The sequence below is a fragment of the Pseudoflavonifractor sp. An85 genome, assembly GCF_002161235.1.
Taxonomy (GTDB): domain Bacteria; phylum Bacillota; class Clostridia; order Oscillospirales; family Oscillospiraceae; genus Enterenecus.
The window spans coordinates 71,809-87,929 of the sequence record NZ_NFHE01000007.1 but is presented as its reverse complement, the minus strand read 5'-3'; the positions used below and the strand labels follow the sequence as shown (position 1 = coordinate 87,929).

The 16,121-nt window shown below is 58.9% G+C and carries 17 protein-coding genes; 16 read left to right on the top strand and 1 reads right to left on the bottom strand.

Annotated features, from left to right (window positions below; all coding sequences use genetic code 11):
• Positions 1-29: 29 nt before the first annotated feature.
• From B5G37_RS05360 to B5G37_RS05310, 11 genes are all read left to right on the top strand, one after another.
• Complete coding sequence (locus B5G37_RS05360) at positions 30-686, top strand: VWA domain-containing protein (RefSeq protein ID WP_087255040.1); 657 nt, start codon at positions 30-32, stop codon at positions 684-686.
• 160 nt (positions 687-846) lie between these two features.
• Complete coding sequence (locus tag B5G37_RS05355) at positions 847-1,437, top strand: helix-turn-helix domain-containing protein (RefSeq protein WP_087255037.1); 591 nt, start codon at positions 847-849, stop codon at positions 1,435-1,437.
• A gap of 42 nt (positions 1,438-1,479) precedes the next feature.
• The gene (locus B5G37_RS05350) at positions 1,480-2,517 is read left to right on the top strand and encodes an alcohol dehydrogenase (protein ID WP_087255034.1); all 1,038 of its coding nucleotides are present in this window, start codon (positions 1,480-1,482) and stop codon (positions 2,515-2,517) included.
• Positions 2,518-2,583: 66 nt separating this feature from the next.
• The gene (locus tag B5G37_RS05345) at positions 2,584-3,441 is read left to right on the top strand and encodes a hypothetical protein (RefSeq protein WP_087255031.1); all 858 of its coding nucleotides are present in this window, start codon (positions 2,584-2,586) and stop codon (positions 3,439-3,441) included.
• Between the two features lie 34 nt (positions 3,442-3,475).
• Complete coding sequence (gene selD, locus B5G37_RS05340) at positions 3,476-4,510, top strand: selenide, water dikinase SelD (protein ID WP_087255027.1); 1,035 nt, start codon at positions 3,476-3,478, stop codon at positions 4,508-4,510.
• Positions 4,511-4,514: 4 nt separating this feature from the next.
• Positions 4,515-5,129 carry a sulfurtransferase-like selenium metabolism protein YedF gene (gene yedF / locus B5G37_RS05335; RefSeq protein WP_343229687.1) on the top strand — a complete coding sequence of 205 codons (615 nt, stop codon included), beginning with the start codon at positions 4,515-4,517 and terminating at the stop codon, positions 5,127-5,129.
• On the top strand, positions 5,126-6,265 hold the full coding sequence (locus B5G37_RS05330) for an aminotransferase class V-fold PLP-dependent enzyme (RefSeq protein WP_087255024.1): 1,140 nt from the start codon (positions 5,126-5,128) through the stop codon (positions 6,263-6,265). The genes yedF and B5G37_RS05330 overlap by 4 nt, the downstream gene beginning before the upstream one ends.
• Positions 6,266-6,267: 2 nt before the next feature.
• On the top strand, positions 6,268-6,504 hold the full coding sequence (locus B5G37_RS05325) for a DUF3343 domain-containing protein (RefSeq protein WP_242962767.1): 237 nt from the start codon (positions 6,268-6,270) through the stop codon (positions 6,502-6,504).
• On the top strand, positions 6,501-7,190 hold the full coding sequence (yqeC, locus tag B5G37_RS05320; RefSeq protein ID WP_087255019.1) for a selenium cofactor biosynthesis protein YqeC: 690 nt from the start codon (positions 6,501-6,503) through the stop codon (positions 7,188-7,190). Before B5G37_RS05325 ends, yqeC begins: the two co-directional genes overlap by 4 nt.
• Positions 7,162-7,956: a selenium-dependent molybdenum cofactor biosynthesis protein YqeB gene (gene yqeB, locus B5G37_RS05315; protein WP_204217862.1), complete on the top strand. Its 795-nt coding sequence runs from the start codon at positions 7,162-7,164 to the stop codon at positions 7,954-7,956. Before yqeC ends, yqeB begins: the two co-directional genes overlap by 29 nt.
• Positions 7,949-8,935, top strand: a complete 987-nt coding sequence (locus B5G37_RS05310; RefSeq protein WP_242962766.1) for an XdhC/CoxI family protein — start codon at positions 7,949-7,951, stop codon at positions 8,933-8,935. The genes yqeB and B5G37_RS05310 overlap by 8 nt, the downstream gene beginning before the upstream one ends.
• A gap of 70 nt (positions 8,936-9,005) precedes the next feature.
• Here the strand turns inward: B5G37_RS05310 and B5G37_RS05305 are convergent, their stop codons facing one another.
• Positions 9,006-9,251, bottom strand: coding sequence for a hypothetical protein (locus tag B5G37_RS05305; RefSeq protein ID WP_087255013.1), 246 nt, complete (start codon positions 9,249-9,251; stop codon positions 9,006-9,008).
• 434 nt (positions 9,252-9,685) lie between these two features.
• On the opposite strand from B5G37_RS05305, the gene B5G37_RS05295 reads away from it, so the two are divergent.
• The 5 genes from B5G37_RS05295 to topA are packed head-to-tail and all read left to right on the top strand — an operon-like array spanning position 9,686 to position 16,112.
• A complete protein-coding gene (locus B5G37_RS05295; RefSeq protein WP_087255008.1) occupies positions 9,686-11,035 on the top strand; it encodes a potassium transporter TrkG in 1,350 nt (449 codons plus the stop codon).
• Between the two features lie 13 nt (positions 11,036-11,048).
• A complete protein-coding gene (locus B5G37_RS05290; RefSeq protein ID WP_087255005.1) occupies positions 11,049-11,696 on the top strand; it encodes a TrkA family potassium uptake protein in 648 nt (215 codons plus the stop codon).
• Entirely contained in the window at positions 11,693-12,463 is a 771-nt protein-coding gene (locus B5G37_RS05285; protein WP_087255000.1) for an RNA methyltransferase, read from the top strand. The genes B5G37_RS05290 and B5G37_RS05285 overlap by 4 nt, the downstream gene beginning before the upstream one ends.
• 19 nt (positions 12,464-12,482) lie before the next feature.
• A complete protein-coding gene (gene dprA, locus B5G37_RS05280) occupies positions 12,483-13,727 on the top strand; it encodes a DNA-processing protein DprA (RefSeq protein ID WP_087254998.1) in 1,245 nt (414 codons plus the stop codon).
• Positions 13,728-13,733: 6 nt separating this feature from the next.
• Positions 13,734-16,112: a type I DNA topoisomerase gene (gene topA / locus B5G37_RS05275; protein ID WP_087254995.1), complete on the top strand. Its 2,379-nt coding sequence runs from the start codon at positions 13,734-13,736 to the stop codon at positions 16,110-16,112.
• Positions 16,113-16,121 lie beyond the last annotated feature (9 nt).

Sequence of the window (16,121 nt, the reverse complement as noted above, 5' to 3'; positions counted from 1 at the left end):
CAAACCACATAGAATAGGGGGATTTCTTTATGAAAAACAAGTTGACCGAACTGGTGTTCATTTTGGATCGCAGCGGTTCCATGCAGGGACTGGAAAGGGACACCATCGGCGGATTTAACGCCATGTTGAAAAAGCAGAAGGGCGAGCCGGGACAGGCTCTGGTCTCTACCATTCTTTTTGATGATCGAGTGGAGGTGCTCCATGACCGGGTGGAGATGGGGAAAGTCCCCGCCATCACCGATAAGGACTACTATGTCCGGGGCTGCACTGCCTTGCTGGACGCTGTGGGTGGGGCCATTCACCACATCGGCAACATCCATAAATATGCCCGACGGGAGGACGTGCCGGAGCGGACTCTGTTTGTCATCACCACCGATGGCATGGAAAACGCCAGCCGCCGTTATTCAGCCCCACAGGTTAAGAAGATGATCCAGCGGAAAAAGGAGAAATACGGTTGGGAATTTCTCTTTTTGGGGGCCAACATCGACGCTGTGGAGACGGCGGGGCACCTGGGCATCGCAGCAGACCGGGCGGTGAATTTCCACTGTGACAGTCAGGGCACCCAGCTCAACTATCAGACCATCAGTCAGGCGGTGAGCACCGTGCGGTGCTGCGCCACCCTGGATGAACACTGGAAAGACGCCATCGAGGCGGACTTTCGCAAGCGGCAGCATGGACGGGGGTAAGACATTTCCTTTCTCCCGTAAGACATGCATCCACTTTACGGAAGGAATTGTTTTGTGATAAAATACAAACAAAGGCCACAGGTCTACAATGCGTAGGTTGTGAAGGGGCCTCCCGGTTGCTACAATATGCGATATCATGTTAGAACAGGAGCGTTTTACAATGAATCAATATGTAACCGGCAACACCATCAAGCAGCTGCGGGAGCAAAAACGGATGACCCAGGCAGAGCTGGCGGAAAAGATTGACGTCAGCAGCAAGACCATCTCCAAGTGGGAGACGGCCAAGGGTTTGCCTGACATTTCGCTGCTGGAACCGCTGTCCGCGGCTCTGGGTGTCTCCGTGTTGGAGTTGATGAACGGGGATGCGGTGATCAACCAAAATAAGTCCGCCAATATGCTTCGTTCCAAAATCTACGTCTGTCCCATCTGTGGAAACGTGATCCACACCCTGGGGGAGACGGTGGTCAGCTGCTGCGGTGTGTCCCTGCCTGCCCTGGAGGCGGAGGAGATGGACGAGCACCACGTGGTGGAGATGGAGCAGGTGGAAGATGAAACCTACATTACCGTGAAACACCCCATGACCAAGTCCCACTACATTTCCTTTTTGGCCTATGTGACACACGATAAATTTCAAATGGTAAAGCTGTACCCGGAAGGGGAGGCAGCGTGCCGCTTCCTATTCCGGGGCCGGGGCTATCTCTATGGCTACTGCAACCGCCACGGCCTGATGAAACAAGCGGTGCGGATGTGACGATACACCCGGGTGCTGCCAGCTGGAGAAGGAGGAAAGACGATGCTTGCCTATTCGTACGTGAAACAGGGAACCTTTGAACTTGTGGAAAAGCCCAAGCCGGTGCTGCAAAATGACCGGGATGCCATTGTGAAGGTGACCTTGGCCAGCATCTGCTCCAGTGACTTGCACATCAAGCACGGCAGTGTGCCCCGGGCGGTACCCGGTATCACTGTGGGCCATGAAATGGTGGGAGTTGTGGAGCAGGTGGGAGCAGCCGTGTCCACGGTGAAGCCCGGTGACCGGGTAACGGTGAACGTGGAGACCTTTTGCGGGGAATGCTTTTTCTGTCAACACGGCTGGGTGAACAACTGCACCGATCCCAACGGCGGCTGGGCTTTGGGCTGTCGCATCGACGGGGGACAGGCGGAGTATGTCCGGGTACCCTACGCAGACCAAGGGCTGAACAAGATTCCCGATTCCGTCACTGACCTACAGGCGTTGTTGGTGGGGGATGTGCTGGCCACTGGGTACTGGGCGGCGCAGATTTCCCACATCGGGGAGGAGGATACCGTGCTGATTCTGGGGGCAGGGCCCACGGGGCTGTGCACCCTCCAGTGTGTGGCGTTGTATCACCCCAAGCGGATTATCGTCTGCGACATCGACGAGAGCCGACTGGCCTTTGTCCGCCAACACCATCCGGATGTGATCACCACCACGCCCCACCAGCTCCAAGAAGTGGTTCTGGCCCACAGCGATCACGGCGGGGCGGATGTGGTGCTGGAGGTGGCGGGCAGCTCGGACACCTTCCGCATGGCCTGGGAGTGCGCTCGCCCCAACGCCGTGGTGACGGTGGTGGCCCTTTACGATGGCCCCCAATCCCTGCCTCTGCCGGAGATGTACGGCAAGAATCTGACCTTCCAAACCGGCGGCGTGGACGGCTGCCACTGTCCGGAGACTCTGAGGCTCATTGAGCAGGGAAAGCTGGATACGACACCCCTCATTACCCATACCTATCCCTTGAAAGACATTGCCCAAGCCTATGAACTCTTTGAGCAGAGACGGGATGGGGTTATCAAAGTTGCCATTGCCATGGAGTAAGCTCCTGCCCAAGGCATAATAGGATCAGGAACTTGTAAGGATGGATGGACGGAAGGAGGAAGGAACATGAAGCGCAAACCGTATGTGTGGATGATGGTTCTGTTGATGGCTCTGAGCCTTTCCCAGACGGCAAAGGCCAACATGGCAGCTCCCGCCGATCCCGATGTGGGTTCAGCCATTACCTTCCAGAAAAATGAGGAAATCTCTGTGTTGTCCGAGGTGTTGGATATCACTGTGCACGGCGCAAAAGCGGATATGGTGGTAACCTATACCATGAAAAACACCACCCAGGAGCAGGTGGTGACCCCGTCCATGTTTCTCTCCCCCAATGTGGAACAGGGGAACGTGGAGGTGACGGTGGACGGGGAAGCGGCGCCCTTTACCGTGGATCGGTATGCGCTGAATTACTCCACTCAAATCCAGACAGCGGATTGGAAGTATGTGGTGCTCAGTACTGGAGATGTGGCCGACGTGCAGGAACGGACGGTGGATGCCATCTCCTTTGAACTGACCTTTGAGCCGGGGGAGGAGAGCCAGGTGGTGGTGTCTTACACCTATGCCCTGGGCGGATATCCCGACTACGACTTTGATGCCAAGCGGGGAGATTTGAAATACTATCTCCAACCGGCTGCTCTGTGGAAGGATTTTTCCAACCTGACCATCAACCTGAATTTGGACGAGGATATGCCGGTTTTGAAATACAGCAACCTGCCCTTTGAAGAGGTGGCACCCCGCACCTATCAGTACACTTCCACCACATTGCCAGAGGAAAATTTGGACCTCACCATTGACGAGTCCTGGTGGCAGAATATATTCAGCACCCTGCGCAGCCCCTATTTCCAGATCGCTTGGGTGCTGGCCCCGGTGGCGCTGGTGGTGCTGGTGTGTGTGGTATTGATTCGCCAGCGCAAGTCCCGCGCCTAGAGGCGGAAAGAGGTAGACACAAGGAGGAGAGAGGATGGAGCAGCCAATTCAATTTTGTACCGGCGGTGGATGCACCGCCAAACTGGGGGCGGGGATTCTCAGCCGCATTTTGGAGCGGCTACCCAAGGGACCCCGGGACCCTAACCTGCTGGTGGGGTATGACAGCAAGGACGACGGGGCGGTGTACCAACTCACCCAGGACCTTGCCATTGTCCAGACCGTGGACTTCTTCCCGCCCATGGTGGATGACCCCTATACCTTTGGAAAAATTGCAGCCACCAACGCCCTCAGCGACATCTACGCCATGGGCGGTACGGTGTGTACCGCTTTGAATCTGGTGTGCTTTCCCCAGGATGGAGACTTGAACGTGCTGGGAGAGATTATGCGGGGTGGCGCGGAGAAAGTGGCCGAGGCCGGGGGTAGCCTGGTGGGGGGGCACTCCATTGCAGACCACGAGGTGAAATATGGGCTGTCTGTCACAGGCATTGTCCACCCCCAAAAGGTTTATCCCAACAACGCCGGACAGGTGGGAGACCATCTGATTCTTACCAAGGCTTTGGGGACCGGGCTGGTGTGTTCAGCGACCCGGGTGGGGGAGACCACCCCAGAGGCGTTGCAGAGTGCCGTGGAGTCCATGACTACCTTAAATAAAGGAGCGGCGGAGGTGCTGCGGGACTACACGGTGCACGCCTGCACCGATGTCACCGGTTTTGGCCTGCTGGGCCACCTCCATGAGATGATGGACGGGGACCGGTCCTGTGTGTTGTGGGCGGATCAGATTCCCGCCCTGCCCGATGCCCTGCGGTGTGCGGGGGAATTTCTCTACACCGCCGCAGCCCAGCGGAATCGAAACCATCTCACCCCCCACGTCACCTTTGAGCCGGGGATCTCCTTTGAAATGGAGGAACTGCTCTTTGATCCCCAGACCTCGGGGGGATTGCTGGTGGCGGTGCCGCCCCAGGATGGACCTGAACTGGTGGAAGCATTGCGGGCGTTGGGTCTGCCAGCGGCCCACATCGGGGAGATCGTTCCAAAAACAGACCAAGAAATTACCGTAAAGGAGAAATAAGACCATGATGTTGCATGTGGATGCCCGGGGGGATACCTGTCCCATTCCGGTGGTAAAGGCCAAGAAAGCCATTGCTCAGTTACAAGGGGCCGGACAGGTGGAGGTGCTGGTCAGCGAGGAAATCGCGGTGCAAAACCTCACCAAGCTGGCCCAGCAAAAGGGGTATGGCGTGACCTCCCAGAAGCGGGACGAGCACAGCTTTGTGGTGTGCATCACGGTGGGGGACGGGCAGGACACCCCGGCCCAGGAGGAAGCGCCCGCCTGCATTCCCGACCGTCGCCAGGGCGGCGTGGTGGTGGTCATTGACAGCCAGGAGATGGGCCGCGGCAGTGAAGAGCTGGGCAAAACCCTGATGAAGGGGTTTATCTACGCCCTGACCCAGCAGGACCAGCTGCCCCAGACCATGCTCTTTTACAACGGCGGCGCCCACCTGACCTGTGAAGGCTCTCCCGCTCTGGAGGATCTGCGCACCTTGGAGGCAGAGGGGGTCAATATTCTCACCTGCGGTACCTGCCTGAACTTCTACGGTATTGCGGACACTTTGGCGGTGGGCGGCGTCACCAATATGTATGAGATCGCCGAGAAAATGGTCACCGCTGGCCACATCGTCAAGCCATGATCTATTTGGACCACGCCGCCACCTCCATGCCCAAGCCCCCGGAGGTGGGGCAGGCCATGGTGGAGGCGCTGAACCTGGGAAACGCCGGGCGAGGGGCCCATGGCCCCGCTTTGGCGGGATTGCGCACCGCCTACCAGGTACGGTGCCGGGTGGCGGAGTTTTTCGGTGTGCCCGGAGGGCCGCAACAGGTGGTGTTTACCGCCGGGGCCACCCACGCCTTGAACCAGGCTATTGTGGGCCTGCTCTCCCCGGGGGATCACGTGGTGACCACGGCGGCGGAGCACAACTCGGTGCTGCGTCCCCTCTACCAGTTGGAGCAGCAGGGGGTGGAACTGTCCATCGTCCCGGTGGACCGGCAGGGACGCATTTCCTATGAAGACATGGAGCAGATGGTCACTCCCCGCACCAAGGCGGTGGTGTGCACTCACGCCTCCAATGTCACCGGTAATGTGACGGATTTGAAGCGGATTTCCCGCTTGTGCAAACAAAATGGAGCCTTGCTTGTGGTGGATGGCGCCCAGAGTGGGGGCCATCTGCCCCTGTCTATGGAGCAAATGGGGATTGACGTGCTGTGCCTGCCCGGACACAAGGGATTGCTGGGCCCTCAAGGCATAGGACTGTTGTGTCTGCGCCCAGGGGTGGAGCTGCGCCCGCTCCTGGTGGGGGGCAGTGGTATTCTCTCCTTTTCCCACACCCATCCCTCTGCCTTGCCCGATGGGCTGGAGGCGGGGACCCGGAACAACCCGGGGATTGCAGGGCTGGGTGCGGGGCTGGAGTGGCTTCAGACCCAGGGGGTGGAGCGGCTATGGGCCCAGACGGAGCAGCGGCTACGCCAGCTGTATGAGGGATTGCACGCCATCCCTGGTGTGACCATTTATGGCGACTGGTCCACCTTTCACCGGGCCCCAGTGCTGGCCATGAATCTGGACGGATGGGAAGCGGCCCAGCTCAGTGATGTATTATATGAAGAGTTTGACATTGCCACCCGGCCTGGGGCCCATTGTGCGCCGTTGATGCATTTGGCCCTGGGGACCGGAGAGGCGGGGGCGGTGCGCATGAGCGTGGGCTGTTCCACCACATCGGAGGATGTGGAGGCAGCCATTGCCGCTGTGGCCCAGTTGGCCAAGGAGGAATAAGCGTGAGAGCGAAAACTTTACAGCTGCTGATTACCTTTTCTTCCACGGTGCAGGCCATGTCCATGGAGACCCAGGCCCACGGGGCAGGCTTGCCTGGGCGGCTCATTCCGGTACCCACCTCCATCACCGCCGGGTGCGGTCTGGCCTATAAGGCCCCGTTGGATAGCCGCGCGGAACTGTTGGCATTGATAGAACGGGCAGACTTGGAGCCGGAACAGGTGGTGGAGATGCTGCTATGAGCCCCAAATGGATGGCTGTGGTGGGGTCCGGCGGGAAAACCAGCTTGCTCTATGCTCTGGGCCGCTCCTGGGCCAAGGAGGGGAAGCGGGTGCTGCTGACCACCACCACCCACTTGGCTATGGACATCCCGCCGGACATCCCCGTCTATATCCAGCAGGATGGAAGTGGGATGGAACATCCCAAAGCGGGGCAACTTCTTTTGTGGGCCATCCCCAACGGAACCGGTCGCCGGGTGGGACCGCCCATGGAGGAATTGGAGCGGGTGGCACCCTGGTTTGATGTGATTCTCTGCGAGGCGGACGGCTCCCGCCACATGCCGCTGAAGTGGCACGCCAGACATGAGCCGTGTCTGCCCCAGGCCACCCAGATGATGTTCTATGTGGTGGGGCTGTCTGGGCTGGGCAAACCGGCGGGGGATGTGCTCCACCGCTGGGAACAGTCCCCCTATGCCCAAGAGCATTGCATGGAGCCGGAGGACGTGCTGGCCCTCATCCGGCGGGGGCTGGAGCATATGAAAACGAATGTACCGGTGCAAGTGGTGCTCAATCAGGCCGACGATCCCATCCAGAGGGAGCAGGGAATGTGGTTGGCCCAGCAACTCAAAGCTCTGGATATTTGCGCCCAGGTGTGCGCCATACAAAAGGAGGAATATCCCATTGTTGATTTTGATTCGTGGAGCCGGTGACTTGGCCACCGGAGTGGCGCTGCGGCTGCACCACTGCGGGTTTCGGCTACTGATGACCGACCTGCCCCAGCCCACGGCGGTGCGCCGCACGGTGGCGCTGAGCCAAGCTATGTATGACGGCGTGACCCAGGTGGAGGATATGGTGGGGCGCCGGTGTGCCACCGCGGAAGATGTGGCGCTGGCCTGGGAGAGGGGAGAAGTCCCCGTGGTGGCAGACCCTCAGGGGACTGCCTGGAAAGAGTACCGGCCCGATGTGTTGGTGGATGCCATCTTGGCCAAGAAGAACCTGGGCACCGCCATGAACCAGGCCACCCATGTCGTCGCCTTAGGTCCGGGCTTTACCGCCGGGGTAGACTGTCACTGTGTGGTGGAGACTATGCGGGGGCACACGCTGGGCCGGTGCATCCACCAGGGCAGCGCCATCCCCAACACAGGTGTGCCTGGCAACATCGGCGGCTACACAGTGGAGCGGGTGCTGCGCGCTCCCTGCGCTGGAGTGTTTGAGCCGGTGCGGGTAATCGGAGACATGGTGCAGGCCGGGGACACGGTGGCCTACGTGGCAGGTCAGCCGGTGGTCACCGCCATTTCCGGTTGCCTGCGAGGGCTTTTGCCCCAGGGGTGTGAAGTCACTGCCCAGATGAAGGCGGGGGATGTGGACCCTCGATGTGAAAAGGCCCACTGTTACACCGTCTCGGACAAGGCGCTGGCCATTGGCGGTGGGGTACTGGAGAGCATTGTGAGATGGAGGAGTGGACAATATGCGTGAGTTGTATGCCTACCTGCGGCAACTGGTGCAGGGGGGAGAGCGGGCGGTGCTGGTCTCCGGCTGTTCCCAGCCCCATTTGGGGTGGGAGATGGTAAGCCATGGCCACCATATCCAGTGCGCCCCAGAACAGTTGGCGTTTTGGCAGCGGGTATTTCCCCAGCTGAAGGGGGATGGACTGCACAAAACCGCCGAAGGGGAATTTTTTGTCCAGACCATCACCCCCACGCCCCGGCTCATCATCTGCGGCAGCGGTTACATTGCCGCAGCTTTGAGCCATTTGGCGGTGAATCTGGAGTTTTCCACCCTGGTGTTGGATGATCGAGCCCAGTTGTTTGGCCAAGTGTCCACCCAAACGGAGACTCGGTGTGGTCCATTTCCCCAGGTGTTGGAGGAGGTGCCGGTGGGGGGCAGTGATTTTTATGTCATTGTCACCCGGGGCCATGCCATGGATGAGGTATGTCTGCGCACGGTGTTGCGCCGCCCCCACGCCTACGTGGGCATGATTGGCAGCCGGGCCAAAGTGGCGGCGGTGAAGGAACACCTGGTGTCCGACGGGTTCCAGACAGAGAAACTGGAAGAGGTGTTCGCCCCCATCGGTCTGGATATCGGGGCCCAGACCCCCGAGGAGATCGCCCTGTCCATTGCTGCCCAGTTGGTGCAGCAGCGGGCCAAACTGGGATTGGCAGCAGGCCTGCCAGCTCAGGTGGTGGAAGCCATGGGACAGCCGTCCTTTGCCATGGTCACTTTGCTGACCAAGCAGGGCTCTGCACCCCGGCGCCCTGGCACTCGCATGGTGGTGTGGCCGGATGGAACCACCAGCGGCACCATTGGCGGGGGAAAGATGGAGATGGAGGTCACCGGCCAGGCAGTGGAGTGCCTGCGGGATGGTGTGTGTGTGCGGGACACGGCTATCCTCACCCCAGAGGGGGGAATGCTGTGCGGCGGCACATCAGAGTACCTCATTGTTCCCGTAAAATGAAAAGAAAAACCTTGCCTGGAGGCGTGGAGCTTCCAGGCAAGGTTTTCATATATGGGGAAAGCGGTGGAATTTACTGGTTGTTCTCGTCCAGCTGGAAGAGGAAGTTGATGAGCAGAGCCTCATCCTCCTTGGTGCTGGCAAACAGCTCCAGACTGTCGCCGGACTCCTCAATCAGACGGCCAATGGCCACATAGCGGGACATGGAGGACTTGAGGTTGAACACGTCACCTTCCAAGGACTTCAAGTACACATCGCTTTTGCAATCGTTGACCACCTGAATAAACTTCTCGACATCTTTCACATTGTTGAGCTTCATAAGACAAAATGCTCCTTTCTTCTTTGACAATATCTCTGAAACGCCCCGAGTATACCACACCCAAACACCAGGGGCAATGGGTGAGGCGAGAAATCGGAAATCTGGCCAATCCTGCCAGAAATAATCCACTGAAACTGAATGAATTGTGTAGTCAAAAGGACCAAAAAACTGTAGTTGATGGAAAAAATCTGGAAAGACAAGCCCAAAAGGGGAAAAAGAGGATAGGGTATTGAAAAATCTGTACAAATTGGTATAATGAATCTGAATGTAGCATATGAGCCGCAGCCCTGGGGCGCGGCAGAGGAACAGGAAGTGAGAACGGTGAAAGTCAACATGGCTCCTGCCCTTTTCGCTCCGTTCCAGTTCTACCAAAAGCATACCGGCAGAACCCTCTGTCGGTATGCTTTTGCATATCAAATTGAGAGGTGTCGAAGATGAGTGCCGGAGCACGGCGAAGACGGGTGGTCAACTCCACTCGGGTGATTGCATGTTCCTTTGCTGGCGTGATTTTGACGGGGGCGCTGCTGTTGATGCTCCCCATTTCCTCAGTGTCTGGGGAGAGCTGCGGATTTATGACCGCCCTGTTTACTTCCACATCGGCAACCTGTGTAACGGGATTGATCTTGGTGGATACCCTGACACAGTTTACTTTTTTTGGCCAGGGTGTCATTCTGGTCCTGATTCAGCTGGGCGGCTTGGGCTTTATGAGCGTGATCTTTTTGCTGGCCAGTCTGGTGCGCAAACGCATGTCCCTGAGCCAACGGCTGATGATGGTGTCTGCCTTTAACCTCAACGACATGCACGATGTGGCCCGCTTGGTGGGCAATGCCTTTCGCCTGACCTTTGCGGTGGAGGCCATGGGGGCTATCATTTTGACCGGGTGTTTTTTGCCCCGCTACGGTCTGGGAGCCATTTGGAAGGGGATTTTTATTTCGGTATCTGCCTTTTGTAACGCAGGCTTTGACCTGTTGGGACCGGATCAGGTGGGCAGTCTCTCCACCTATGCCGATCATCCGGTGGTGTTGATGACCGTGGCTACTCTCATTGTCTGCGGCGGTCTGGGCTTTTTTGTGTGGGCGGAGATTTTACGCAAAAAGTCCTTCCGTCGGCTCACGTTGTATAGCAAGATGGTACTGGTGATCACCGCTGCCCTCATTGTAGGGGGGGCGCTGTTTTTCCTGGCGGTGGAGCATGACAACCCCCAGACCTTGGGCGGAATGCCCTGGTGGCAGAAAGTGTTTAACGCTCTGTTCCAATCCATCACCCTGCGTACGGCTGGTTTCCTCACCGTGGACCAAGGAGCGCTTCAGCAGGTTTCTCAAATGGTGTGCATTTTGTTCATGCTGGTGGGTGGCTCTGCCGGGTCCACCGCTGGCGGTATTAAGACCGTGACTTTGGGCGTGCTGGTACTGGCCATGCGGGCGGGCCTGCATGGCCGCAGCGATGTGACCATCCGTGGGCGCACCATCCCTCTGAGCAAGGTGCTTTCGGCAGTGACCCTGGTATTGGTTGTGTCCATGATGTTCCTGTTCTCGTCCATTGCCATTTCTCTGGTGGACGAGGTGCCCTATTTGGAGGCGGCCTATGAGACGGCTTCGGCGTTGGGTACTGTGGGCCTGACCACGGGCATCACGCCCACGTTGTCCACCTTCTCCCACCTCTTGCTGGTGGCTATGATGTACTTGGGCCGAGTGGGTGTGCTCTCCTTCTCGGTGGCATTCTTGTCCCAAGGGGGACGTAAGAGCCGGATCAGCTATCCGGAAAGCGATGTTATGATCGGTTAATGGAGGAATTGACGTGAAAAATTTTGCAGTGTTTGGCCTGGGCCGCTTTGGTACGGCGGTGGCAAGAGAGCTTTTTGAAGTGGGCCACGATGTGTTGGCGGTGGATGTGGATCGGGATCGAGTACAGAGTGTGGCCGACCTGGTGACCCATGCTGTGGTGGGTGACGCCCGAGACCCGGCGGTGCTCAACGCCCTGGGCATTGGGGAATGTGACTGCGCCGTGGTGGCCGTAGGTAACGATGTGGGCAGCAGCGCCCTCATCACCATGCGCTTGAAGGAAGCTGGCGTGCCCAAAGTGGTGTGCAAGGCCATGAGCCACGTCCACCAGCGCCTTCTGGAAAAGGTAGGGGCGGATCACGTGGTGTTCCCCGAGCACGAAATGGGCATCAAAGTGGCCCAGGGACTGGCTCGCTCCAACATCCTCAATTATATCGAATTGTCCGACGACTACGGCATTGTGGAAGTGGATTTGCCTGAGAGCTGGAAGGGCAAGACCATCCGGGACCTGGACATCCGCGCCAAGTACGCCCTGAACGTCATTGCCGTGCGCCGAGGCCAGGATGTCACCGTATCTCCTGGGGCTGATTACATCCTCTTCGACCATGATAAACTCATGGTACTGGGTCGGGATGATGATATTGCGGAGATCTGCGACAAATGAGACATGAGGTGATTTCCAGCCGCTCCAACCCCCTGGTCACCCATCTGCGCAAGCTAGGCAGCAAGCGTTCTGCCCGCCGGGAAGAGGGCGTATTTGTGGGGGAGGGGCCCAAACTGCTCCGAGAGACTCTGAAAGCGTCCATTTCCCTGGAGACGGTGATTTATGCCACCGGTGTTCCACTGCCTGACTTGCCCCAAGAGGTGCGGCTGGTGGAGGTGCCCTCGTCCCTGTTGGAGGCAGTGGCCCAGACACAAACTCCACAAGGGGTGGTGTTTGTGGGGAAAACCCCCAGCCTGGATATGCCCCAAACCCTCACTGGAAGCCGGTATCTTCTGTTGGACGGGGTGCAGGACCCGGGCAACGTGGGCACCATCTGGCGTACGGCGGATGCCTTTGGAGCCGACGGCCTCATCTTGTGCTCCGGCTGCGCCGACCCCTGGAGCCCCAAGACGGTACGCTCCACCATGGGTGCGGCCTTCCGTCTGCCGGTGTGGGAGACCACCTTGGAGCAGGCGGCGCAGCGACTGAAAGAGGCAGATATTCCCCTCTATGCCACCGCTTTGCGGGAAGACACGGAAGACGTGCGGGACATTTCTTTGCAGCGCAGTGGTGTCATCATTGGCAGTGAGGGCCGGGGCGTGTCCCAACTGGCTTTAGATCTGTGTGAGAAGACGGTGAAAATCCCCATGGTGGATCGGTGCGAGTCCCTGAACGCCGCCGTGGCTGCTTCGGTGGTGCTATGGGAGATGGCACGGGCCCATTTATAAAAGGAGGGGGGGGACAGCGATGTCCAACTTGAAATATTGGCTGTGGCTGTCCACCCGAAAAGGATTGGCCGGGGTGAATATGGAGCGGGTTCTGGACCACTTCGGCACGCCCCAGGGGGCATACTTTGCCCGCGGGCAGGAGTTGGAGGAGCTGACATGGCTGCAAGGGCGGGCCAAGGTCTCACTGCGGGACAAATCCATGGCAGAGGTGGACCGCATCTTAGATCAATGCGACCAGCTGGGTATCCGGGTGATGACCCGACAGGATGCCACCTATCCCCAACGCCTAGCTGCCATTCCCCAGCCGCCGCTGGTGCTCTACGCCAAGGGCCGACCCCTGGCGGTGGATGATGAGGTGGTCATTGCCATGGTGGGCACCCGATCCTGCACCCCGTATGGGGAGCGGGTGGCGGGAAAACTGGCCATGGAGCTGACCCACAGCGGGGCCCTGGTGGTGTCCGGCATGGCCCAGGGCATTGACGCCGCCTCGGTGCGAGGAGCGCTGATGGCAGGCGGCCGGGTGGTGAGCGTGATCGCCGGCGGTCTGGACGTGATATACCCCCGGTACCACCGCAGCTTGTATGAAGATGTGGTGGCCTCGGGCCTGCTGTTGTCCGAATATCCTCCCGGCACCCAACATATGGCCAGCCATTTTCCAGTGCGCAACCGTATCCTCAGCGGTTTGTCCCTGGGCGTTGTGGTGGTGGAGAGTCCCCGTTGGGGCGGCTCACTGCTCACGGCCAACCACGCCTTGGATCAAAACCGGGATGTGTACGCCGTACCCGGTGCGGTGGATGCCCCGGCCAGCGAGGGTACCAACCGGCTGATTCAGGAGGGAGCGGCTAAGCTGGTTACCTGCGGAGAGGATATTTTGTGCGAATGGCGGAACCGGTTTCCGGTGAAATTAGGAGTGCAGACCCCCATGGACCCCCAGGTGGTGGAGCAGAGATTGCATCATCTAGAGCAGACCACCCAGCCGGAACATCAGCCCACTCAGCCAGAACGGCGGGAAAAAGAGGTTGACAATCCCGAAAGCATGGAATATATTGACTGGAAGGAGTGCAAACAGAACCTGACGGATGATGAGCAGGTGGTGCTCCTGGCCCTGCAAGAGGGTGTAAAAGGAACGGATGACCTGGTGGAACATACCCAGCGGCCCGCAGGGCGGGTGCTGGCGGCATTGACTATGCTGCAATTACAGGGGTATGTGGCCCAGGAGAAAAATAAAAAATTCCGAGCTTCGGTGAGACTAAAAATGGAGTAGTTATCTATGGGAAAAACGAATTTGGTGATCGTAGAGTCGCCAGCCAAGGCAAAAACCATTGGAAAATATTTGGGGCCCGACTATCAGGTGAAGGCGTCCATGGGCCATGTGCGGGACCTGCCCAAAAGCAAGCTGGGTGTGGACGTGACCACCTTTGAGCCGGACTATCAGGATATCAAGGACAAAGAAGAGACCATTTCTGACCTGCGCAAGGCGGCCAAGGCCAGCCAGCGGGTCTATCTGGCTACCGACCCTGACCGAGAAGGAGAGGCCATCTCCTGGCACCTGCAATCGGTGCTGGGGGTACCCAAGGAGAAGACCTGTCGAGTGACCTTCAACGAGATCACCCGCAAGGTGGTCTCTGAGTCCATTGCATCCCCCCGGAAAATCGATCAAAACCTGGTAGATGCCCAGCAGGCCCGGCGTATTTTGGACCGCATCGTGGGCTACCAGCTCTCTCCCTTGCTGTGGAAGAAAATCCGCCGCGGCCTGTCTGCCGGTCGTGTGCAGTCGGTGGCCACCCGCCTGGTGGTGGAGCGGGAAGAGGAGATCCGCGCTTTCGTTCCCAAAGAGTACTGGTCTATCACGGCTGATCTGGGCCGCATTGCTCCCAACATCGGCGCCTTCCGGGCCGAGTTCTACGGACAGGACAAGAAGATGGAGCTGGGCAGTGAGCAGGAGGTCCAGCAGGTTATGGATGCTGTGAAGGCCAGAACCTTTACAGTGCGAGCGGTGAAGCGTCAGGACAAAAAGCGCAACCCCGCCCCGCCCTTTATCACCTCTACCTTGCAGCAGGAGGCCTCTCGCAAGCTGAACATGACGCCCCGGCGCACCATGTCGGTGGCCCAGCAGTTGTACGAAGGCGTGGACATTGCCGGAGAGGGTACCGTGGGTCTTATCACCTACATGAGAACCGACTCTCTGCGCCTGTCCGAGGAGGCTCTGGCCTCGGCCAAGACCTTCATTGAGGCCCGCTATGGCAAGAACTATTATCCCGAAAAGACTCGCCGCTTCAAGGCCAAGGATTCCGCCCAGGATGCCCACGAGGCCATTCGTCCCTCGGATGTGAACCTGACCCCCGAGCAGCTGAAGAAGGATCTGACCAGCGAACAGTATCGGCTCTATAAGCTCATTTGGAGCCGTTTTCTGGCCTGCCAGATGGCCCAGGCCATTTATGACAGTGTGTCCATTGAGGTGGAGAGCGCCGGATATCAATTCCGGGCCAGCCACTCCTCCATTAAGTTCTCCGGCTTCACCGCTGTGTACGAGGAGAGTCGGGACGACGAGGACGAGGCGCCTCAGTCTCCGCTGCCCGATTTGAAGGAGGGGGAGGCTCTGCGTCTGGACGGACTCACCCCAGCCCAGCACTTCACCCAGCCTCCTGCCCGGTTTACCGAGGCCACCCTCATCCGGGCCTTGGAGGAGAAGGGCATTGGCCGTCCCTCCACCTACGCGCCCACCATTTCCACCATCACCGACCGGGAATATGTGGTCAAGGAGGGCAAGCACCTGCGTCCCACTCCCTTGGGTGAGGTGGTGACGGGACTGATGAAGGACAAGTTCCCCGACATCGTAGACCCGGCCTTCACCGCCCAGATGGAGCAGCGGCTGGACAAGGTGGAGACGGGAGAAGTGAACTGGAAGCAGGTGCTCTCCGACTTCTACGGTGACTTTGACCAGGAGATGAAAAAGGCAGAGACCGAGCTGGACGGCGAGCGCATCAAGGTACCCGATGAGGTGTCCGAGGAGATCTGCCCCGAGTGCGGCCGCAACCTGGTGGTGAAGTCGGGCCGCTTTGGCCGCTTCCTGGCCTGTCCCGGCTGGCCGGAGTGCAACTTCACCATGCCCTTGGTGGTGGAGATGCCGGGCAAGTGTCCCCTGTGCGGCGGCCGTCTGGTCAAGCGCACCGGCACCAGCAAAAAGACCCACAAGCAGTACACCTACTACTGCTGTGAACATCTGAGCAGCAAGGACGAGAGCCGCCGGTGCGAGTTCCGCACCTGGGATGTGCCGGTGAAGGACTGCTGCCCCGAGTGCGGCCACACCATGTTCAAGAAGGCAGGCCGCGGCTATAAGCGTCCCTTCTGCATCAATGAGAAATGCCCCAACTTCCTGCCCGAGGAGAAGCGGGGCGGCTTCCGGAAGAAGACGGAAGAGGGGGAGGCGGTGGAAGCACCTGCCCAGGAGACCCAAGAGCAGGAGGAGACCGGCAAGAAAAAGACAGCGGCCAAGAAGACCGCTGCTAAGAAGAGCACTACCACCAAGAAGACTGCCGCCAAGAAAACGGCAGAGAAGGCGGAGACCAAGAAGACCACCGCCAAAAAGACCACCAAGAAAACCTCCACCAAGGCCGCCAAATCGGCGCCCGAGGCCCAGGAAGAATAAAGGAAACGA

What these genes read in the sequence shown, in the direction of transcription:
- B5G37_RS05305 (WP_087255013.1), bottom strand. Translation starts at nt 9,251, where the DNA reads ATGAAGCTCAACAATGTGAAAGATGTCGAGAAGTTTATTCAGGTGGTC.
- B5G37_RS05330 (WP_087255024.1), top strand. Translation starts at nt 5,126, where the DNA reads ATGATCTATTTGGACCACGCCGCCACCTCCATGCCCAAGCCCCCGGAG.
- selD (WP_087255027.1), top strand. Translation starts at nt 3,476, where the DNA reads ATGGAGCAGCCAATTCAATTTTGTACCGGCGGTGGATGCACCGCCAAA.
- B5G37_RS05360 (WP_087255040.1), top strand. Translation starts at nt 30, where the DNA reads ATGAAAAACAAGTTGACCGAACTGGTGTTCATTTTGGATCGCAGCGGT.
- B5G37_RS05285 (WP_087255000.1), top strand. Translation starts at nt 11,693, where the DNA reads ATGAGACATGAGGTGATTTCCAGCCGCTCCAACCCCCTGGTCACCCAT.
- yedF (WP_343229687.1), top strand. Translation starts at nt 4,515, where the DNA reads ATGATGTTGCATGTGGATGCCCGGGGGGATACCTGTCCCATTCCGGTG.
- topA (WP_087254995.1), top strand. Translation starts at nt 13,734, where the DNA reads ATGGGAAAAACGAATTTGGTGATCGTAGAGTCGCCAGCCAAGGCAAAA.
- yqeC (WP_087255019.1), top strand. Translation starts at nt 6,501, where the DNA reads ATGAGCCCCAAATGGATGGCTGTGGTGGGGTCCGGCGGGAAAACCAGC.
- B5G37_RS05345 (WP_087255031.1), top strand. Translation starts at nt 2,584, where the DNA reads ATGAAGCGCAAACCGTATGTGTGGATGATGGTTCTGTTGATGGCTCTG.
- B5G37_RS05310 (WP_242962766.1), top strand. Translation starts at nt 7,949, where the DNA reads ATGCGTGAGTTGTATGCCTACCTGCGGCAACTGGTGCAGGGGGGAGAG.
- B5G37_RS05350 (WP_087255034.1), top strand. Translation starts at nt 1,480, where the DNA reads ATGCTTGCCTATTCGTACGTGAAACAGGGAACCTTTGAACTTGTGGAA.
- B5G37_RS05355 (WP_087255037.1), top strand. Translation starts at nt 847, where the DNA reads ATGAATCAATATGTAACCGGCAACACCATCAAGCAGCTGCGGGAGCAA.
- dprA (WP_087254998.1), top strand. Translation starts at nt 12,483, where the DNA reads ATGTCCAACTTGAAATATTGGCTGTGGCTGTCCACCCGAAAAGGATTG.
- B5G37_RS05295 (WP_087255008.1), top strand. Translation starts at nt 9,686, where the DNA reads ATGAGTGCCGGAGCACGGCGAAGACGGGTGGTCAACTCCACTCGGGTG.